Annotated in this window: 19 protein-coding genes, 1 tRNA gene and 2 rRNA genes (1 of these 22 cut by a window edge); 16 read left to right on the top strand and 6 right to left on the bottom strand. The window is 61.6% G+C overall.

Annotated elements, in window-relative coordinates; translation table 11 throughout:
* The first annotated feature begins 7 nt into the window (after positions 1 to 7).
* From NO934_RS10805 to NO934_RS10790, 4 genes are all read left to right on the top strand, one after another.
* Positions 8 to 844 carry an ABC transporter substrate-binding protein gene (locus NO934_RS10805; protein WP_309159959.1) on the top strand — a complete coding sequence of 279 codons (837 nt, stop codon included), beginning with the start codon at positions 8 to 10 and terminating at the stop codon, positions 842 to 844.
* Positions 841 to 1731: an amino acid ABC transporter permease gene (locus tag NO934_RS10800; protein WP_309159958.1), complete on the top strand. Its 891-nt coding sequence runs from the start codon at positions 841 to 843 to the stop codon at positions 1729 to 1731. Before NO934_RS10805 ends, NO934_RS10800 begins: the two co-directional genes overlap by 4 nt.
* Positions 1728 to 2477, top strand: a complete 750-nt coding sequence (locus tag NO934_RS10795) for an amino acid ABC transporter ATP-binding protein (protein WP_309159957.1) — start codon at positions 1728 to 1730, stop codon at positions 2475 to 2477. The genes NO934_RS10800 and NO934_RS10795 overlap by 4 nt, the downstream gene beginning before the upstream one ends.
* A 96-nt stretch (positions 2478 to 2573) precedes the next feature.
* Positions 2574 to 3398, top strand: a complete 825-nt coding sequence (locus NO934_RS10790; RefSeq protein WP_309159956.1) for a manganese catalase family protein — start codon at positions 2574 to 2576, stop codon at positions 3396 to 3398.
* 67 nt (positions 3399 to 3465) lie between these two features.
* Here NO934_RS10790 and NO934_RS10785 read toward each other — a convergent pair.
* Positions 3466 to 3542: transfer RNA gene (locus NO934_RS10785), tRNA-Met, on the bottom strand.
* Positions 3543 to 3776: 234 nt separating this feature from the next.
* On the opposite strand from NO934_RS10785, the gene NO934_RS10780 reads away from it, so the two are divergent.
* On the top strand, positions 3777 to 4811 hold the full coding sequence (locus tag NO934_RS10780; RefSeq protein ID WP_309159955.1) for an aldo/keto reductase: 1035 nt from the start codon (positions 3777 to 3779) through the stop codon (positions 4809 to 4811).
* On the opposite strand, the gene NO934_RS10775 is transcribed toward NO934_RS10780, so the two are convergent.
* Positions 4808 to 5902 carry an aldo/keto reductase gene (locus NO934_RS10775; protein WP_309159954.1) on the bottom strand — a complete coding sequence of 365 codons (1095 nt, stop codon included), beginning with the start codon at positions 5900 to 5902 and terminating at the stop codon, positions 4808 to 4810. The genes NO934_RS10780 and NO934_RS10775 overlap by 4 nt on opposite strands.
* Positions 5903 to 6015: 113 nt before the next feature.
* Here NO934_RS10775 and NO934_RS10770 point away from each other — a divergent pair, with 113 nt between their 5' ends.
* From NO934_RS10770 to NO934_RS10755, 4 genes are all read left to right on the top strand, one after another.
* A complete protein-coding gene (locus NO934_RS10770; protein WP_309159953.1) occupies positions 6016 to 6924 on the top strand; it encodes a LysR family transcriptional regulator in 909 nt (302 codons plus the stop codon).
* Positions 6925 to 6987: 63 nt separating this feature from the next.
* Positions 6988 to 7665 carry a DUF599 domain-containing protein gene (locus NO934_RS10765; RefSeq protein WP_309159952.1) on the top strand — a complete coding sequence of 226 codons (678 nt, stop codon included), beginning with the start codon at positions 6988 to 6990 and terminating at the stop codon, positions 7663 to 7665.
* Between the two features lie 15 nt (positions 7666 to 7680).
* A complete protein-coding gene (locus NO934_RS10760; RefSeq protein WP_309159951.1) occupies positions 7681 to 8175 on the top strand; it encodes a lysozyme inhibitor LprI family protein in 495 nt (164 codons plus the stop codon).
* A 19-nt stretch (positions 8176 to 8194) separates the two neighbouring features.
* Entirely contained in the window at positions 8195 to 8434 is a 240-nt protein-coding gene (locus NO934_RS10755) for a hypothetical protein (protein WP_309159950.1), read from the top strand.
* Between the two features lie 24 nt (positions 8435 to 8458).
* On the opposite strand, the gene NO934_RS10750 is transcribed toward NO934_RS10755, so the two are convergent.
* Entirely contained in the window at positions 8459 to 8617 is a 159-nt protein-coding gene (locus tag NO934_RS10750; protein ID WP_309159949.1) for a hypothetical protein, read from the bottom strand.
* A 148-nt stretch (positions 8618 to 8765) separates the two neighbouring features.
* On the opposite strand from NO934_RS10750, the gene bfr reads away from it, so the two are divergent.
* The 6 genes from bfr (at position 8766) to NO934_RS10720 (ending at position 14954) form a co-directional block, all read left to right on the top strand.
* Positions 8766 to 9251 (top strand): bacterioferritin, encoded by a 486-nt coding sequence (bfr, locus tag NO934_RS10745; protein ID WP_309159948.1) that lies wholly within the window; start codon positions 8766 to 8768, stop codon positions 9249 to 9251.
* Positions 9252 to 9649: 398 nt separating this feature from the next.
* Positions 9650 to 10741, top strand: a complete 1092-nt coding sequence (locus NO934_RS10740; RefSeq protein WP_309159947.1) for a polyamine ABC transporter substrate-binding protein — start codon at positions 9650 to 9652, stop codon at positions 10739 to 10741.
* Positions 10742 to 10876: 135 nt separating this feature from the next.
* A complete protein-coding gene (locus tag NO934_RS10735; protein ID WP_309159946.1) occupies positions 10877 to 12019 on the top strand; it encodes a polyamine ABC transporter ATP-binding protein in 1143 nt (380 codons plus the stop codon).
* On the top strand, positions 12016 to 12972 hold the full coding sequence (locus NO934_RS10730) for an ABC transporter permease subunit (protein WP_309159945.1): 957 nt from the start codon (positions 12016 to 12018) through the stop codon (positions 12970 to 12972). Before NO934_RS10735 ends, NO934_RS10730 begins: the two co-directional genes overlap by 4 nt.
* Complete coding sequence (locus NO934_RS10725; protein WP_309159944.1) at positions 12969 to 13769, top strand: ABC transporter permease subunit; 801 nt, start codon at positions 12969 to 12971, stop codon at positions 13767 to 13769. Before NO934_RS10730 ends, NO934_RS10725 begins: the two co-directional genes overlap by 4 nt.
* 15 nt (positions 13770 to 13784) lie before the next feature.
* A complete protein-coding gene (locus NO934_RS10720; protein ID WP_309159943.1) occupies positions 13785 to 14954 on the top strand; it encodes a pyridoxal phosphate-dependent aminotransferase in 1170 nt (389 codons plus the stop codon).
* Here the strand turns inward: NO934_RS10720 and NO934_RS10715 are convergent.
* Entirely contained in the window at positions 14951 to 15754 is an 804-nt protein-coding gene (locus tag NO934_RS10715) for an alpha/beta hydrolase (protein ID WP_309159942.1), read from the bottom strand. The two genes, NO934_RS10720 and NO934_RS10715, sit on opposite strands and share 4 nt — an antisense overlap.
* On the opposite strand from NO934_RS10715, the gene NO934_RS10710 reads away from it, so the two are divergent.
* Positions 15753 to 15947 carry a hypothetical protein gene (locus NO934_RS10710; protein WP_309159941.1) on the top strand — a complete coding sequence of 65 codons (195 nt, stop codon included), beginning with the start codon at positions 15753 to 15755 and terminating at the stop codon, positions 15945 to 15947. The two genes, NO934_RS10715 and NO934_RS10710, sit on opposite strands and share 2 nt — an antisense overlap.
* Before the next feature lie 145 nt (positions 15948 to 16092).
* Here NO934_RS10710 and rrf read toward each other — a convergent pair.
* Positions 16093 to 16208 (bottom strand): 5S ribosomal RNA (gene rrf / locus NO934_RS10705).
* Between the two features lie 198 nt (positions 16209 to 16406).
* Positions 16407 to 17368 (bottom strand): 23S ribosomal RNA (locus NO934_RS10700); it runs 1764 nt beyond the window's last position.

The raw sequence follows: 17368 nt of genomic DNA, 5'->3' as shown, positions 1-17368 counted from the left end.
AACAACCATGACGGGGACCAGATTGACACCCAGCCATATCATCGCCGCAGCGGCGCTCGCCCTCTCGTTGAGCGCCGGGGCGGCACAGGCCCAGGAGAACACGCCCGACGATCCGCGCCTGTTCACCCCAGGCAAGCTCACCGTCGCCACCTCCGATCCGGTGTTCCCGCCCTGGATGATGGACAACGATCCCTCCAATGGCGAGGGCTTCGAAAGCGCCCTGGTCTATGCCCTGGCCGAGGAGATGGGGTTCGACCGCGAGGACGTTGTCTGGGTGCGCGAAACCTTTGATCAGGCGATCGCGCCGGGGGCCAAGAATTACGATTTCGGCATCCAGCAGATTTCGGTGACCGAGGAACGCAGCCAGATCGCGACGTTCTCGGATCCCTATTACCTGCCCGAGAAAGCCGTGGTCGCCATGCCCGGCTCGCCGGTGAGCGAGGCGCGGACCTTCGAGGATCTGCGCGACGTACGCTGGGGCGTGATGCTGGGCACCACCGATCTCGATTATGTGGCCGAGATCATCGGGGTCGATGACGCGGCGGTCTATAACGATCAGGTCGGCCTGTTCCAGGCGCTGCAGGGCAACCAGATCGACGCGGTGGCGACCGAACTGGCCACCGCGCTCTACCTCACCGCCGTGCAGGTGCCCGACGCCGAAATCGCCGCCATCCTGCCCCATGACGAGAACGACTATGGCCACGGGCTGATCTTCGAGCAGGGCAACGAACTGGTCGATTGGGTCAACGAGGCGATCGCCACGCTTCAGAGCGAAGGCGTTATCGATGCGCTGGTCGCCGAGTATCTGATCGCAGACCCCGACCTGCCGGTTATCACTCAATGAGTTTAGGCGTATCGCCGCAAGGTTCGACCGGCGGGGACCCCGATGGGGGTTCCCGCCGTCCGCTTCCCCCGGCCAAAAAGAAACTGAGCGCCACCGAGCGTTTCGTCCCTGCCCTGATCTCCATCGTCATGGTGCTGCTGGTCTTCGGCCTTGTCGCCGTGACCGTCACCTCGGCCGAGCAATGGCCGCGCATCGCGCGCCAGTTCTTCGATCTGGGCGCCATGGCCGCATCCTTTCCCCAGGTTCTGCGCGGCTTCTGGCTCAACATCCAGATCTGGGTGATCTGCCTTTTCGGCATCATGGCGTTGGGGCTGGTGCTGGCGCTGTTCCGGGCGCTGAGCGGCCCTTGGTTCGCGCCGCTGCGCGTATTCACCGTCGTTTATATCGATATCTTCCGCGGCCTGCCGGTGCTGCTTTTGGTGTTGATCTTCGGCTTCGGCATTCCCGCGCTCAACCTCCCCGGCCTGCCCAATTCGGCGCTTTTCTGGGGGGCCACCGCCATGGTGATTTCCTATGCCGCCTATTCGGCCGAGATCTACCGCTCGGGGATCGAGGCCGTCCATGACGGCCAATGGGCCGCCGCCAAGGCGCTGGGCCTGGGGCAATGGCAGACCATGCGCTACGCCATTCTGCCCCAGGCGGTGCGCAACGTGATCCCCGTGCTGCTCAACCTCGCCGTCGCGCTGCAAAAGGACGTGGCGCTGCTTTCGGTGATCGGGGTGCGCGACGCGGTGCGCGAAGCGCAGATCTATACCGCCCAGACCTTCAACTATTCTTCGCTGATTGCTGCGGCATTGCTGTTCCTTGTCGCCACCATTCCCATGGCGCGACTGACCGACTACATCGCCCGCAAGGACCGCCAACGCCGCCTGCAGGGGGTTTTGTGACACAGCCTCGCGTAACAATTTCCGGGCTCACCAAATATTACGGTGAGACGCTGGTGCTCGACGACGTCAACCTTTCGGTCGCGCCCCATGAGGTCGTCTGCCTGATCGGCGCCTCGGGCTCGGGCAAGTCCACCCTTCTGCGCTGCATCAACAAGCTCACCGAATACGACCACGGCACCATCGCCCTCGACGGCGTGTCGGTGGACGATCCCGCCTGGGGCCGGCACGGGCTCTACCGCAAGGTCGGGATCGTCTTCCAGGCCTATAACCTTTTCCCCCATATGAGCGTGATGGAAAACATCACGCTCGCGCCCATCAAGGTGCACGGGATGGATAAGAACGCAGCGATCGCTCGCGGACAGGAGCTTTTGACCGCCTTCGGGCTGGGAGAATTCGGCAAGGCCTATCCCGAACAGCTTTCGGGCGGCCAGCAGCAGCGCGTCGCGATCGTGAGGGCATTGGCCACCAAGCCCGAAGTGCTGCTGCTCGACGAGGTGACCGCCGCGCTCGACCCCGAGCTTGTGGGCGACGTGCTCGCCATCATCCGGCGCCTGAAGGGCGAGGGCATGACCATGGTGATCGTCACCCATGAAATGGGGTTTGCCCGCGAGGTGGCCGACAGGGTCTGCTTTCTCGATGGCGGCCGCATCGTCGAGGAAGGGGAGCCCAAAAAGCTCTTCTCGGCCCCCGAAAATCCGCGCACGCGGAAATTTCTCGAACGCATCATCGCGGCGGGCCGGCTTTAGCACCGAATCGACTTGACCGGTGTTAGCCCCGGCCTCGCCGATTGAACGAAACAGCGCGCCCTTGGTTGAGCCACGAGTTCAACCAGGAGAGCATTCATGTTTCACCATTCGGCAAAGCTGCAATACGAAGTGCGCGTGGATAAGCCCAATCCGCAATTTGCCCGCCATCTGCAGCAGGCAATCGGGGGCATCGAGGGCGAGATCCGCGTCGCCATGCAATATTTCTTCCAGGCCATGGGCGCGCGGGGCGATGCCAAATATCGCGACCTGCTGATGATGACCGCGACCGAGGAACTGTCCCATATCGAATTTCTCGGCCATGCCGTGGCGCTCAACCTCGAGGGCGCGCCGCTCTCGCTGCAGGAGGAAGCCGCTCAGGACCCGGTGGTCAACGCGATTCTCGCCGGCACCAATCCCCGCCACATCCTCTCGTCCGGGCTTTCGGCCATGCCGGTCAATGCCAACGGCGTGCCGTTCGACATGAGCCATGTCTATGCCACGGGAAATATCGGCGCCGACATGCTGGCCAATGCCACCGCCGAAGCCGGCGGTCGCGTTCTGGCCTCGCGGCTCTACAACATGACCGACGATCCCGGCATGAAGGACATGCTGAGCTTCCTCATCGCCCGCGACACCATGCACCAGCAGCAATGGCTGGCGGTGATCGAGGAACTGGGCGGGCTCGAAAAGCAGCTTCCGATCCCCAATTCCACGCCCACCGAGCACGAGGCGACCGCGCACTCCTATTATTTCCTCAACACCTCGATCGACGAACCCACCCCCGAAGGCCGCTGGACCTCGGGCCGCTCCCTGGACGGCCGCTCGGAATTCTCGGTCGTGGAAAATGTCGAGCCCCTGGGCCAACAGCCAAGCCTTGGCAAGGCCCGCCCCAATTCCGGCGCCCAGAAGGAGCAGCTGTAAGCGAGCCGGCACCGACGGGCACAAAAAAGCCGCCCTGCGGGGCGGCTTTATTCGCTGACGAAAAGATTGGTTGCGGGGGCAGGATTTGAACCTGCGACCTTCAGGTTATGAGCCTGACGAGCTACCGGGCTGCTCCACCCCGCGTCAAGAATGTCGGCGAATTGCGGTTCAGGCGAACCGCTCGGACGCCGCCTATATAGGGGGGCAAATCCGGTTTGCAAACCCCTTTCCGCCATCCAACACGACATTTTTTTGACAGTTCCCGGAAGCCGCCGGAAACTCAAGGCGATTGCGCACCGGAGCCGTGGCGGTTAGACATGGGTAAAGGGCCCTGCCCTTTTTCCTTTCGACACGCGACGATCCAGGATTTTTCGATTCATGCAGCAGCGCACCCTTGGCCGCACCGGCATTTCCGTGAGCAAAATCTGCCTCGGCACCATGACCTGGGGCGAGCAGAACACCGAGGCCGAAGGGCATGCGCAGATGAACTATGCCCTCGATCAGGGCATCAATTTCATCGACACCGCCGAACTTTATTCGACGCCCGGCCGGGCCGAGACGCAAGGGTCGACCGAAACCATCATCGGCAACTGGTTCAAGGCCAATGGCCGGCGCGAGGATTGGGTGCTCGCCTCGAAAATCTGCGGTCCCGGCAATGAATGGATCCGCGGCGGCCGGCCGATGGACGCCAGGGAGATCGTTGCCGCCCTCGATGGCAACCTCAAGCGCCTGGGCACCGATTATATCGATCTCTACCAATTGCACTGGCCCAACCGGCGCCACTACAATTTCTCAAATTCCTGGGGCTTCAATCCCTATGGCCAGGACCGCGAGAAGGTGCGCGACAACCTGCTCGAAGTGCTCCAGGCGCTCGATGCCCAGGTCAGGGCGGGCAAAATCCGCGCCATCGGCGTTTCCAACGAAACGAGCTGGGGGTTGATGCAATACCTTTCGCTGGCCGAACGGCACGGGCTGGCCCGCATGGCGACCATCCAGAACGAATACAGCCTGCTGCGCCGCCAGTTCGATCTCGACCTGGCCGAAGTGTGCGCCTTCGAGGATGTGGGCCTGCTGGGCTATTCGCCCCTGGCGGCCGGCCTGCTCAGCGGCAAATATAACAACGGGGCCGTGCCGGCCGGAACCCGCGGCGCGCTTGGGGCGATGTGGCGGCTCAATCCCCATTCGGAGACCGCCACCAAGGCCTATATCGCCTTGGCCGAGGAACACGGGCTCGATGTCTGCCAGATGGGCATCGCCTTCTGCCTTTCGCGCCCCTTCATGGCCTCGGTAATCATCGGCGCCACGAACATGGACCAGCTCCGGACCGATATCGCGGCTCACCAGCTGGTCCTGCCCGATGCGGTGCTCAAGGGCATCGAGGAGATCAACCGCCTCTATCCGCGCACCATCTAGCTCACACCGGCAAAGCTGGCGGTGAGCGCAAGATCGGGGTGGTAGGTCGCAGGCTTGTCCCCCAATGTGACCCGGCCGGTGAACCCGCCCTGAATCTCGGGTCCGAAAAAGGAATAGGGGAAGGTGGCCTCAAGCGCGCTGACGGCGTCCAGCCGCTCGCGCAGGGCCGGAGGGATGGTGAAATCTAGGGCGCCGAGATTGTCCTGCAATTGGGCCAGCGTCCGCGCCCCGATGATCGCCGAAGCGACGCCCGGCTGGGTCAACGTCCAGTTGAGCGCCACCTGGGCCATGGACCGTCCGATCTCGCTGGCCACCGCTTCGAGTTCGGCAACGATTGCGAAATTGCGCTCGGTGAATTTCTGGAAACCCGGATTGGACGAACCACGCAGGGTTTCGAGCCGCCCTTGCGCGCCGGCGCGGTATTTGCCGCTCAGCAAGCCGCTGGCCAGCGGGCTCCACGCCATGATGCCGGCGCCATAGCGGGTGCCCAGGGCGACAAACTCGTTTTCGATGTGCCGTTCGGCCAGGGAATATTCGAGCTGCAGCGCGGAGATCGGTTCGTACCCGAACCGCTCGGCCACCGCCTGGGCACGGCTCGCATACCATGCGGGGACGTCGGAAAGCCCGATATGGCGGATCTTGCCGGCGCGCACCAGATCGTCGAGCGTGCGCATCACCTCCTCGGGCGGCGTGAGCCGGTCCCAGCAATGGAGGATGTAGAGGTCGACATAGTCGGTGCCCAGGCGCTTGAGCGAGCCATCCAGCGCCCGGATGATGTTCTTGCGCCCATTACCGGCCGCGTTGGGATTGGTCGCCGAAAGATTCATCGTGAACTTGGTGGCGATCACCGCCTCGTCGCGCATGCCGCGCTCGGCGATGAATTCGCCCAGCCAGGCCTCCGCCGTGCCCCCGGTATAGGCATCCGCTGTGTCGAAGAAATTGCCGCCGGCATCGGCATAGGCGCCAAAGATTTCGCGCGCGGCGTCCTTGTCGGCGCCCCAGCCCCATTCGGTGCCGAACGTCATCGTGCCCAGCGCCAGTTGCGGCACTTTCAGCCCGCTATTGCCGAGGGTGTAATAGGTCATGGCCATCGTCGTTTCTCCGTTCCTGGTGTCTGCCCCTGCAGATCGCCACAAACATCGCCGTTGACGGAGCAGACGATAAGATCGCTTAATTCGCACGGACTATGCGATGGAGTTCAGCAATGGACCGTGATCTGCTCCCCCACCTCTCGGTTGTCGCCAGCGTGGCCCGCCGGGGCGGATTTGCCGCCGCGGCGCCCGAATTGTCCATGAGCGCTTCGGCGGTGAGCCATGCGGTGCGGCTGGTTGAGGAGCGGCTGGGGCAACCGCTTTTCGCCCGCACCACCCGCAGCGTCGCGCTGACCGAGGCGGGCAAGTCCTTCATGGCGGCCATCGCTCCGGCGCTTGGGGAAATCGACGAACAGATCGAGCGGCTGCGCGGCGTCAAGGGCCGGGCCAGCGGGCTCTTGCGCATCAACGCGGCGCGGGTGTCCCTGCCTCTGGCGCTGACGCCGGTGATCGCCGCCATGGCCGAGCGCTACCCGGACGTCGAGGTCGAGTTGTTTTCCGATGAACGGCTGGCCGATATCGTCGCCGAGGGGTTCGATGCCGGAATCAGGGTGGGCGAAATGCTGGCCCAGGATATGGTGGCGATCCGGCTTACGCCGCCCTTCAAATCGGTCGTCTTTGCCTCACCGGACTATATCGGGCGCCATGGCCGGCCGCAAACGCTGGACGAATTGGCCAAGCACAATTGCATCGGCTATCGGCTGATCCGCTCGGGCGGGCTCTATCGCTGGGAATTCAACCTCGATGGGCGCGAGGTGGCTGTTGCGGTCAAGGGCAGCGCCATCGTCACCGAATCCCATTCCGCGATCGAATTGGCGCTGGCCGGCGTCGGGCTCGGCTATGCCTTCGAGCCCCTGGTGCGGGCCGATATCGCCGCCGGCCGGCTGGTGCAGGTGCTCGACCAATTCGCCGTCGATGAAGCGGGGCTGTTCCTTTATTTCCCGCGCCGGGCGTCGCTGGCGCCCAAGCTGCGCGCCTTTATCGATACGACGCGCGAGGTGATGCGCGCGGGCACGTTTTGAGGGTCGCCACGCGGGCTTCCAATCGGTATCGTCGGCCCCAGATCAGCCCCTGGGGAAGCCGATTTGGACACGATCAATCTCTTTTCGCTCTTTGCGTCCGTGCTGCCGCTCGCCGCGTTCTATTTTTATCGCGTTGCGGCCAATCTCCTCGATCGCCGGCGCCCCGCGCTTTCGACGCTGATGAACGAGCAGCGCTTCAACTGGGTGACCCAGGCGGCGCGGCGCGATACCCCGCTCGATGCCATACTTTCGGGCAACATCATGAGTTCGGTTTCGTTTTTCGCCTCGACCACCGCCCTGCTGATCCTGGCGCTGTTCACCGTGATCGGCCAGTTGCACGAATATGCACCGGCGCTTTCGGCCATAACCTTCGGCACGCATCATACGGAAATCGACCTGCAGATCCATGTGGTGGTGATGCTGGTGCTGTTCGTCTACGCCTTTCTCTCCTTCACCCTGTCGCTGCGCCAGTTCAACCATTTCTGCATTCTGCTCGGGGCCATGGACCATGACAAACCGGCTTCGGCCGACGAAATCAGGACGATCGCGCGGATCAACGCCATGGCCGCCCAGCGCTTCAACGCCGGCATCCGGTCCTATTATTTCGCCATTCCCATGGTCGCCTGGTTCGTCTCGGGCTGGGCGGCGGTTGTCGTGACGGTGGGAACGGTGTTCTTTCTGCTCCACCGCGAATATTTTTCCGATGCGCGCTGGCTGGTGGCCCGCATCACCCCGCATTGAAGGAGTTCTTCGAAGATGAGAATTGCCGCCTTGCTTTCCGTCCTGCTGATGGCCTTGCCCGCCGGTGCGCAGGAGACGACCTTTACCCCCGAGGACGCCAAGCTGATGACCGAATGCATCGAGGGGCTGGCGGCGTCCAACAACGCCGAATCCGATTTCGCCGATGTGCAGCCCCAGACCCAATGCATCGGCGCGGCATCCAACATTTGCATGCAAACCGATTATTCCACGCTCGGCATGACCGAGTGCATGGGACGGGAGACCGACTGGTGGGATAGCCAGCTCAACGTTCATTATGCGAGCCTTGAGGAGTCCCTCGAGCCCGAATTGTTCACCTCGCTCCAGCAGGCCCAGCGCGCCTGGATCGCGTTCCGGGACGCAAGCTGCGGCTTTGAATACGAGCTCTGGAGTGAAGGCACCATCCGGTCCATCGTGGGCGCAAGCTGCATGCTGGAGCTGACCGCGCAGCGCGCCGATGCCCTCTCGGGCTATGTCAACCGGACACCCTGAGCGCTTTCAAGGAGCCGCCATGAACAACGACGCCAACCACCCCTGGTTCAAGCCCGCCTGGCGCCGGGCGCTCATGGTGGCCATTCCCGCCGCCGTGGCCGGTTGGGATGCCTTTAACGGCAATTGGGGCTGGACGCTGATCTTTGGCGGGGTCGCCGCCTATGCTGTCTATATCTTTTTCATCGCCTGGAACGGCGATGCGCCGGAAAGCAAAAGTGAACGGGACGACGGCAAAGCTGACGTTGACAATCAGCTTTAAGCCCGTATGTATGGGGCGATACAGTTAAGCGTCCCTCACATCGCCTTCGCCATGCTCGTCTGCCAGTGCAATCTGATATCGACCAAGGACATCGAAGAGATCGTCGTCGCGATACTCGATGAGGATCCCTGGCAGCTCGTCGTGCCGGCGCGGATCTATCGCGAAGCGGGCAAGCGCGGCCAATGTTGCGGCTGCGTGCCGAACATTGTGGACATTATCCAAAAGGTCACCGAAACTTACCACCTCAAACTGGCCGGGAACGCCGCCAATCTTGTCGACGTTAGGACCAGGTTGAAACGCTTGCGGAAATCCACGCGACCTGGAGGTGAAAGTGAAAGGCGACGCAAAGATCATCGAGCGGCTTAACGAGGCGCTCTTTCTCGAACTGGGGGCCATCAACCAGTACTGGGTTCACTACCGCCTGCTGGACGATTGGGGCTTCAAGCGCCTGGCCGACAAGGAACGCGCCGAATCCATCGAGGAAATGCATCACGCCGACAAGCTGATCGAGCGCATCATCTTCCTTGAAGGTCATCCCAACCTGCAGCGCGTGGCTCCACTGCGCATCGGCCAGAACATCAAGGAAGTGCTCGAAGCCGACCTCGCCGGCGAACTCGACGCCATCAAGTCCTACCGGGAATCGCGAGCCATCTGCAACGAGCTGGGTGACTACGTCACCCAGAAGCTGTTCGAGGAGCTTTTGACCGACGAGGAAGGGCACACCGACTTCCTCGAAACCGAGCTCGATCTGCTCAACACCATCGGGGTTGAGAAATACGGCCAGCTCAACGCCAAGCCGGCCGACGAGGCCGAATAGGCCCGATTTTCACACCCTCGCAGCGGCCCGCTGCGGGGGTTTTTCAACACCTGTCATTCAATACCAAAAACCGCGCGGTAACATGGCCCTTCAACACAGGCATCTGAGGTGGCTTTGCGGCCAATGTTGACGCCTTTCTGTTGCACGCATGCAAAATTCTTTCGCTATGGATCGGCATGGCAACAATTTCGCTTTTCAGGACTGGCACTTGGCTGTAATGCGGAAATCGACCTTTTTATGCCTAGCGGTCGGGTCCGCGCGCGGGGTTTGATCCTCGTACTCGATTGGTGAAGCGGCGAAGGGAGTGCCGTGTGGTTGACGCCGCCAAGAGGTAACTCCAAGGGCTCGCACGACACTGTCACCATCTCTTTTTTGACCTAAAAGGGGACCCCCGTCAGATGCACAAGCCGTTGTTTCTCCTCTCGTTTTCCGCTGCATTGATGGCCAACTCGGCCGTCGCGCAGGACCAGACCGTCAACATCTACAACTGGTCGGACTATATCGCCGAGGACACGCTCGAAAAGTTCACCGCCGAAACCGGCATCGCCGCCAATTACGATGTCTTCGATTCCAACGAGATCGTGGAAGCCCGCCTTCTCGCCGGCTCCTCGGGCTATGACGTCGTTGTTCCCTCAGGCTTTTTCCTCGAGCGCCAGATCCCCATCGGCCTCTTCCAGCCCCTCGACAAGTCCAAGCTGCCCAACCTCGAAAATCTCGACCCCGCCATCATGGAAATCGTCGAGGCCCACGATCCGGGCGCGCAATACGCGGTCCCATATATGTGGGGCACCACCGGCATCGGCTACAATGTGGGCGCGGTGACCGAACGGTTGGGCGAAGACGGCCCGCTCAATTCCTGGGACCTGCTGTTCGACCCCGAAATCGCCTCCCAACTCGCCGATTGCGGCATTTCGATCCTCGACGCTCCGGTCGAAATGGTCGCCGCCGCGCTCAACTATCTCGGCCGCGACCCCAATTCGGAAGCCCCCGAGGATCTCGAAGCGGCCGAGCAGTTGATCGGCGCAGTGCGCCCCTATATCCGCTCGTTCAACTCCTCCCAGTACATTTCCGACCTCGCCAATGGCGAAGTGTGCCTGGCCGTGGGGTACTCCGGTGACGTGTTCATCGCCGCCGACCGTGCCGCCGAGGCGGGACAAGGGATCGAAGTGGCCTATGTCATTCCCGATGAAGGGGCTTCGCTCTGGTTCGATATGATGGCCATTCCCGCCGACGCTCCGAACCCGGACGCCGCGCACGCCTTCATCAACTTCGTCCTTCAGCCCCAGATTGCCGCCGACATCACCAATTATGTCTGGTACGCCAATCCCAATGCGGCCTCGATGGAGTTCGTCGATCCCGAAATTGCGAACGATCCCGCGATCTTCCCGACCGAGGACGTGATGGCCAATCTCTTCCCGCTGACCGCCCGCTCGCCCGGATACGACCGGCTGCTGACCCGCGCCTGGACCCGGATCAAGACCGGCCAGTAAGCGAGAACCCGCTTGCGGGGCGGGGCATTTTTGTGATGCCCTGCCCTTCGCTTGATTGTGTTGACCACGCTTTGCGAAACCAGACGGAACACCCGTTCAAGTTTTGAAAGCTCCCGAGGGTTGGGAAGTCCTCTATTGAAAAAGCCTCAGATCGCCGCCGATACGCGTCCCTGGCGCGATCCCGACGCCAAGCCCTTCGTGCGCATTCGCAACGTCACCAAGACCTTTGGCGACGTCTACGCCGTCGATGACGTTTCGCTCGATATCTACAAGGGCGAACTTTTCTGCCTTTTGGGCGGTTCGGGCTCGGGCAAGTCGACGCTGCTGCGCATGCTCGCCGGATTTGAAAGCGTAACCACCGGCACCATCGAGATCGACGGTCAGAACATGGCCGATGTGCCGCCTTATCAGCGGCCGGTCAACATGATGTTCCAGTCCTATGCGCTGTTTCCGCACATGAGCGTGGAAAACAACATCGCCTATGGTTTGAAGCGCCAGGGCATGGCCAAGAGCGAGATCGGCGACCGCGTCGCCGAGCTCCTAAAGCTTGTCCGGCTCGATCAGTTCGGCAAACGCAAGCCGCACCAGCTTTCCGGCGGCCAGCGCCAGCGCGTGGCGCTGGCCCGCTCGCTGGCCCGCCGGCCCAAGCTCCTGCTGCTCGACGAACCGTTGGGCGCGCTCGACAAGAAGCTGCGCGAAGATACCCAGTATGAACTGGTCAAGATTCAGGAGACACTGGGCGTCACCTTTATCGTCGTCACCCACGACCAGGAGGAGGCCATGACGCTCTCCACCCGGATCGGGGTGATGAATGACGGCAAGATCGCCCAGATCGGCGAGCCGCAGGAAATCTACGAATTCCCCAATTCGCGCTTCGTCGCCGGCTTTATCGGCTCGGTCAACATGTTCGAAGGCGTGGTGACCGAGGACGAGGCCGACCATATCCGCATCGACGCGACCGCCGAGGCGGGCTGCGACATCTTTGTGAACCACGGCGTCGACTGCGCGCCCGAACAGATCCTCTGGTACGCTATCCGTCCCGAAAAGATGGTGCTCAGCCGCGAGCGCCCCGAAGGCGACGCCAACATCACCCATGGGCTGGTGGAAGATGTGGCCTATCTGGGCGACATGAGCGTGTTCCGCATCGTGCTCGACAGCGGCAAGCGCATCCACGTTTCCCAGACCAACAGCTCGCGCTATGACGAGGAAGCCATTTCCTGGGACGAGAAGGTCTATATCTCCTGGGCGGCGGACTCCGGGGCGGTACTGGTCTCATGAGCACGGGCGGCTTCGATACGCCCCCCCCCCGCGCCTGGGGATTTGTGACGGCAGGATTGAACCGCATCGGCATTTCGGGCCGGACGGCGGTGATCCTGGCGCCGATGCTGTGGCTCACCGTGTTTTTCCTGATTCCGCTGCTCGTGGTCTTCAAGATCGCCCTGAGCACCTTTGCGCTGGGCCAACCGCCCTATGCGCCCATGTTCATCTGGGGCGGTGACGGCAAGCTCTCGATCGAGCTGGACTTCTCCAACTTCCTGTTCATCCTCTCCGACAGCCTCTACGCCAACGCCTATATCAATTCGGTGCGGATCGCCGCGATCTCGACCCTGATCGCGCTGGTGATCGCCTTCCCGATGGCGTGGTTTATCGCGCGCTCGGACGAAAAATACCGCCATATCTGGCTGATGCTGGTGATCCTGCCGTTCTGGACCTCGTTCCTTTTGCGCGTCTATGCATGGATGGGATTCCTGGGGCGCAACGGCATAATCAACAACATATTGATGAGCCTGGGGATCATCGATGATCCGCTGCTGATGCTCCAGACCGAAGGCGCTGTGTTCATCGGGATCGTCTATACGTACCTGCCCTTCATGGTGCTGCCGCTCTATACGAACCTGGTCAAGCTCGACCAGAACCTGATCGAGGCCTCGGCCGACCTCGGCGCGCGGCCCTTCATGACATTCCTTACCGTTATCCTGCCGCTCGCCATGCCGGGCGTCATCGCCGGCTCGATGCTGGTCTTCATCCCCGCCATCGGCGAATTCGTCATCCCCTCGCTTCTTGGCGGCGCCGATACGCTGATGATCGGGCGCGTGCTTTGGGACGAGTTCTTCGCCAACCGTGACTGGACCGTGGCCTCGGCCGTCGCCATCGTCATGCTCGTCATCTTGGTGGTTCCCATCATGCTGCTCAACCGGGCACAGGACGCCGTGGTGGAGAGCGAGAAATGAGGCGCGGCTTCATCATTCCCACCCTTGCCGTGCTCGGCTTTGCATTCCTTTATGCGCCGATCATTTCGCTCATCGTCTTCTCGTTCAATGAGAGCCGGCTGGTGACGGTGTGGACCGGTTTTTCAACCCAGTGGTATGCTGCGCTCTTCAATGACTCCCAGATCGTCTCGGCCGCCATTTTGAGCCTGCAGATCGCAGCAGTGAGCGCCACGATCGCGACGGTTCTGGGCACGCTCGCCGGCATCGCGCTATCCCGGCTCGGGCGCTTCCGCGGCAAAACGGCCCTGACCGGCATGGCGTCCGCCCCGCTGGTCATGCCCGACGTCATCACCGGCTTGTCGCTGCTGCTGTTGTTCGTCTCGATGGAAGGGCTGCTCGGCTGGCCGTCCGGGCGCGGCTTTACCACCATCACCATCGCCCATTCGACCTTCTGCATGGCCTATGTGACCGTGGTGGTGCGCGCCCGGCTTTCCGACATGGACCGCTCGCTGGACGAAGCCGCGATGGATTTGGGCGCCACGCCGCTCCGGGTGTTTTTCGACATCACCTTGCCAATCATTTCGCCCGCTCTGATTTCGGGATGGCTCTTGGCCTTCACCCTCTCGCTGGACGATCTGGTGATCGCAAGCTTTGTTTCGGGTCCGGGCGCCTCGACCCTTCCCATGGTGATCTTTTCCAAGATCCGCCTGGGGGTTTCACCGGACGTCAACGCCCTTGCCACCATCATCATCGGCATTGTGGCCTTGGGCGTCGTTGGGGCGACGCTGACCGGAATGCGCGCCCAGCGCAAGGTATAAGGTTTTCTTTTTGCTATGACTGCGACTGCCCGCCCCGAAGTTCTCGCGCTCTCGTCTTCGCGCATCCGCGACATCGCCAATGCCGGCATGGGGCGCTCCGATATCGCCGCGTTCTGGTTCGGCGAAGGTGACGAGGTCACCCCCCAATTCATCCGCGACGCAGCGCAGAAAGCGATCTCGGATGGCGAAACCTTTTACGTCCACAATCTGGGTCTCCCGGCACTGCGTGAGGCGATTGCCACCTATGAGAGCAAGCTGCAGGGCTTTGCTTCGTCTCCCGATCGGATCGCGGTCACCGGATCTGGTGTCTCGGCCTTGATGATCGCCAACCAGCTCGTCGTTTCGCCGGCGAGCAAGGTGGTTGTCGTTACCCCCATCTGGCCTAATATAGCCGAGGCGCCGCGCCTGATCGGGGCGGAGGTCACCCGCTTTACCCTCGGCGTGGAGAACGGTCGCTGGACGCTCGATCTCGATCGGCTGCTCGAGACGCTGCCCCCCGATACGCGGATGCTGATCATCAATGCGCCCAACAACCCCACCGGCTTTACGCTCGAAGCCGAGGCCCAGCGCGCGATTCTTGCCCATTGCCGCAAGCATGGCATCTGGATCTTGAGCGATGAGGTTTATGAGCGGTTGGTGTTCGACGGCAGCGCGGCGGCGCCTTCAATGCTCGTCCATGCCGAGCCTGAAGACCGGGTGATCAGGGTCAATTCGTTTTCGAAAGCCTGGCGCATGACCGGCTGGCGGCTTGGCTGGCTGACCTTGCCCGAAACCATGATGCCCGATGTGCCCAAGGTGATCGAATACAACACCTCCTGCGCTCCAGCTTTTATCCAGAAAGGGGGCATCGCGGCGCTTAGCGATCCGCGTGGGGAGCAATCGGTGGCAGAGTTCAAGGCCGGGCTTTCGGCCTCACGCAAGCTGCTGCTCGACGGGCTGGACCATCTGGGAGGCATCGAAGCGCCACGCAGCGACGGGGCCATGTACGCCTTCTTCCGCATCGAAGGCGAAACCGACGACATGAATGTCGCCAAGACGCTGGTGACCGAACATGGCCTGGGCCTTGCGCCGGGCAGCGCCTTCGGACCCGAGGGCGCTGGCTGGTTGCGCTGGTGCTTTGCCGCACGGCCTGAAAAGATCGCCAAGGGGCTCGAGCGGATCGAGGCTTTCCTGCGCGCACGTTAGGCGTCCAGCGCCCCGAGACTGGCGTAGAAATTGACCATGTCGTCGAGCACCGGCGCACGCCATCTAAGCATTGCGCCCAGCGCGGTTACGATCTCCATGTGTCCGATTCCGTCATAGTATCGCTCATCGACCGGCACGTTGTGCTCGCGCAGTTTCGCGGCAAGCGCCGTCGTGTTGTCGGTCTTGACGATCAGATCCAGATTGCCGGTCGCAAGGAACATGGGTGGGGCATCGGAGGTGACGAGCCTGACCGGCTGCGTCCCCTCGGGATTGGGCGCATAGCCGAATGCCGCCCGCACCTCGTTGAATTCGAAGGGGTAGAAATCATAGGGTCCGGCGAGCCCGGCCACGCCGCGCACCTTGAGGCCGCACCCGGCATCTCTGAAAAACGAAGGATCGAGGCCCATCATCACGGCGTTGTAGGCACCGGCCGAATGCCCGGCCATGAAAAGCTTATCGGGGTTGCCGCCGAAGGTTGTGATATTATCTTCCACCCATTTGGCGGCCACGGCCACATCATAGAGGAAGGCCGGATAGGTGACTTCCGGCACCAGGCGATAATCGGGAATGACCGTGACGAAGCCGCGCGAGGCCAAGGCACGGCCGACGAAATCATATTCCCAGCGCTCGCCCCTGTTCCAACCGCCGCCATAGATGAACATCACCACCGGGGCATTGGCGCTCGGGTTCTGTTTCACATAGACATCGAGCTTGCCGCGCGGCCCGCCGGCATAAGCGATGCCGTCACCGATCTTGACCACGCCGCCATCGACGGCCGTTGGCAGGTTGAAAGGGTCCATGAGCGAGACGGCCCGGGCCTGGCTCGGCAACAGCCCCGCACCCAAAGCGAACGCGCTCATCGAGCCGAGGAAAGAACGACGCGAAATTTCCATTTTTGATCTTGGTCAGAAGTGGCGACAGCAGCCTTCTCAATGGTCCAACAAGGCGACCAATTTTGGACCGCATAGCGGCACGCTGCGCCACACGATTTAAGGCCACGTTAACGCACCGCCGCACCGCGCGATGTTCAAGCTCCCACGGGGCTTGTGGTTTGTAGTTTTGGAACGCAAAAAGCCCCGCGTTTGCGGGGCTTTTTGTTTTGTGTTTTGTATTGAGAAGGGTTTGACAGGCTTGTTAGATCTGGCGGCGACCTACTCTCCCGTGCCTTGAGACACAGTACCATTGGCGCTGAAGTGTTTAACGGTCGAGTTCGGAATGGGATCGGGTTCTGGGCACTTCGCCATAGCCACCAGATCAAACAAACCTGTCTGACGTGTAACTGGTCTTTTGATCTGTCTCGCGTTTGCTCTGGACGAGCTTTGCGAGGACCTCGCGCTTTCGCGCGCCCCACCGGAGGGTCAGTTCGAAGCGTAGCGCGGTTTTAGCGCGTCACGCTGAGAACGGTGCGACCCGTGAGGTCAAAAGGTCTTTTACGATCATTGGTAAATGAGAACGATCAAGTCGATCGAGCTATTAGTACCGGTAAGCTTCACGCATTGCTGCGCTTCCACACCCGGCCTATCGACGTGGTGGTCTTCCACGGCTCTGATAGGGAATACTGGTTTTGAGGGAGGCTTCCTGCTTAGATGCTTTCAGCAGTTATCCCGTCCGAACTTAGCTACCCTGCAATGCGGCTGGCGCCACAACAGGTCCACCAGAGGTTCGTCCATCCCGGTCCTCTCGTACTAGGGACAGCTCCTCTCAATATTCCGACACCCACGGCAGATAGGGACCGAACTGTCTCACGACGTTCTAAACCCAGCTCACGTACCACTTTAAATGGCGAACAGCCATACCCTTGGGACCTGCTCCAGCCCCAGGATGTGATGAGCCGACATCGAGGTGCCAAACGATGCCGTCGATAAGGACTCTTGGGCATCATCAGCCTGTTATCCCCGGCGTACCTTTTATCCGTTGAGCGATGGCCCTTCCACGCGGGACCACCGGATCACTATGACCGACTTTCGTCTCTGCTCGACTTGTCAGTCTCGCAGTCAGGCAGGCTTATGCCATTGCACTCAACGAGCGATTTCCGACCGCTCTGAGCCCACCATCGCGCGCCTCCGTTACTCTTTGGGAGGCGACCGCCCCAGTCAAACTACCCACCACACGCTGTCCCGGGTGCTGTTACACCGCGGTTAGACATCCATGACGATAAGGGTGGTATCTCACATTGCGGCTCCACGAGAACTGGCGTTCCCGCTTCAAAGCCTACCACCTATTCTGCACATGCCGACACGAATGCCAGCGTGAAGCTATAGTAAAGGTGCACGGGGTCTTTCCGTCTGACCGCAGGAACCCCGCATCTTCACGGGGAGTTCAATTTCGCTGAGTCGATGCTGGAGACAGTGGGGAAGTCGTTACGCCATTCGTGCAGGTCGGAACTTACCCGACAAGGAATTTCGCTACCTTAG

Source organism: Pelagibacterium sp. H642 (genome assembly GCF_031202855.1).
Classification (GTDB): Bacteria; Pseudomonadota; Alphaproteobacteria; order Rhizobiales; family Devosiaceae; genus Pelagibacterium.
Note: the sequence above shows the minus strand (reverse complement) of the source record. Positions and strands in the feature narration are given on the sequence as shown.

Coding starts and splice junctions, on each gene's coding strand:
- NO934_RS10800 (WP_309159958.1), top strand. CDS start 841: ATGAGTTTAGGCGTATCGCCGCAAGGTTCGACCGGCGGGGACCCCGAT.
- NO934_RS10790 (WP_309159956.1), top strand. CDS start 2,574: ATGTTTCACCATTCGGCAAAGCTGCAATACGAAGTGCGCGTGGATAAG.
- NO934_RS10710 (WP_309159941.1), top strand. CDS start 15,753: ATGAGCGAGACGGCCCGGGCCTGGCTCGGCAACAGCCCCGCACCCAAA.
- NO934_RS10805 (WP_309159959.1), top strand. CDS start 8: ATGACGGGGACCAGATTGACACCCAGCCATATCATCGCCGCAGCGGCG.
- NO934_RS10725 (WP_309159944.1), top strand. CDS start 12,969: ATGAGGCGCGGCTTCATCATTCCCACCCTTGCCGTGCTCGGCTTTGCA.
- NO934_RS10780 (WP_309159955.1), top strand. CDS start 3,777: ATGCAGCAGCGCACCCTTGGCCGCACCGGCATTTCCGTGAGCAAAATC.
- NO934_RS10730 (WP_309159945.1), top strand. CDS start 12,016: ATGAGCACGGGCGGCTTCGATACGCCCCCCCCCCGCGCCTGGGGATTT.
- NO934_RS10760 (WP_309159951.1), top strand. CDS start 7,681: ATGAGAATTGCCGCCTTGCTTTCCGTCCTGCTGATGGCCTTGCCCGCC.
- NO934_RS10740 (WP_309159947.1), top strand. CDS start 9,650: ATGCACAAGCCGTTGTTTCTCCTCTCGTTTTCCGCTGCATTGATGGCC.
- NO934_RS10755 (WP_309159950.1), top strand. CDS start 8,195: ATGAACAACGACGCCAACCACCCCTGGTTCAAGCCCGCCTGGCGCCGG.
- NO934_RS10715 (WP_309159942.1), bottom strand. CDS start 15,754: ATGGACCCTTTCAACCTGCCAACGGCCGTCGATGGCGGCGTGGTCAAG.
- NO934_RS10775 (WP_309159954.1), bottom strand. CDS start 5,902: ATGGCCATGACCTATTACACCCTCGGCAATAGCGGGCTGAAAGTGCCG.
- NO934_RS10720 (WP_309159943.1), top strand. CDS start 13,785: ATGACTGCGACTGCCCGCCCCGAAGTTCTCGCGCTCTCGTCTTCGCGC.
- NO934_RS10770 (WP_309159953.1), top strand. CDS start 6,016: ATGGACCGTGATCTGCTCCCCCACCTCTCGGTTGTCGCCAGCGTGGCC.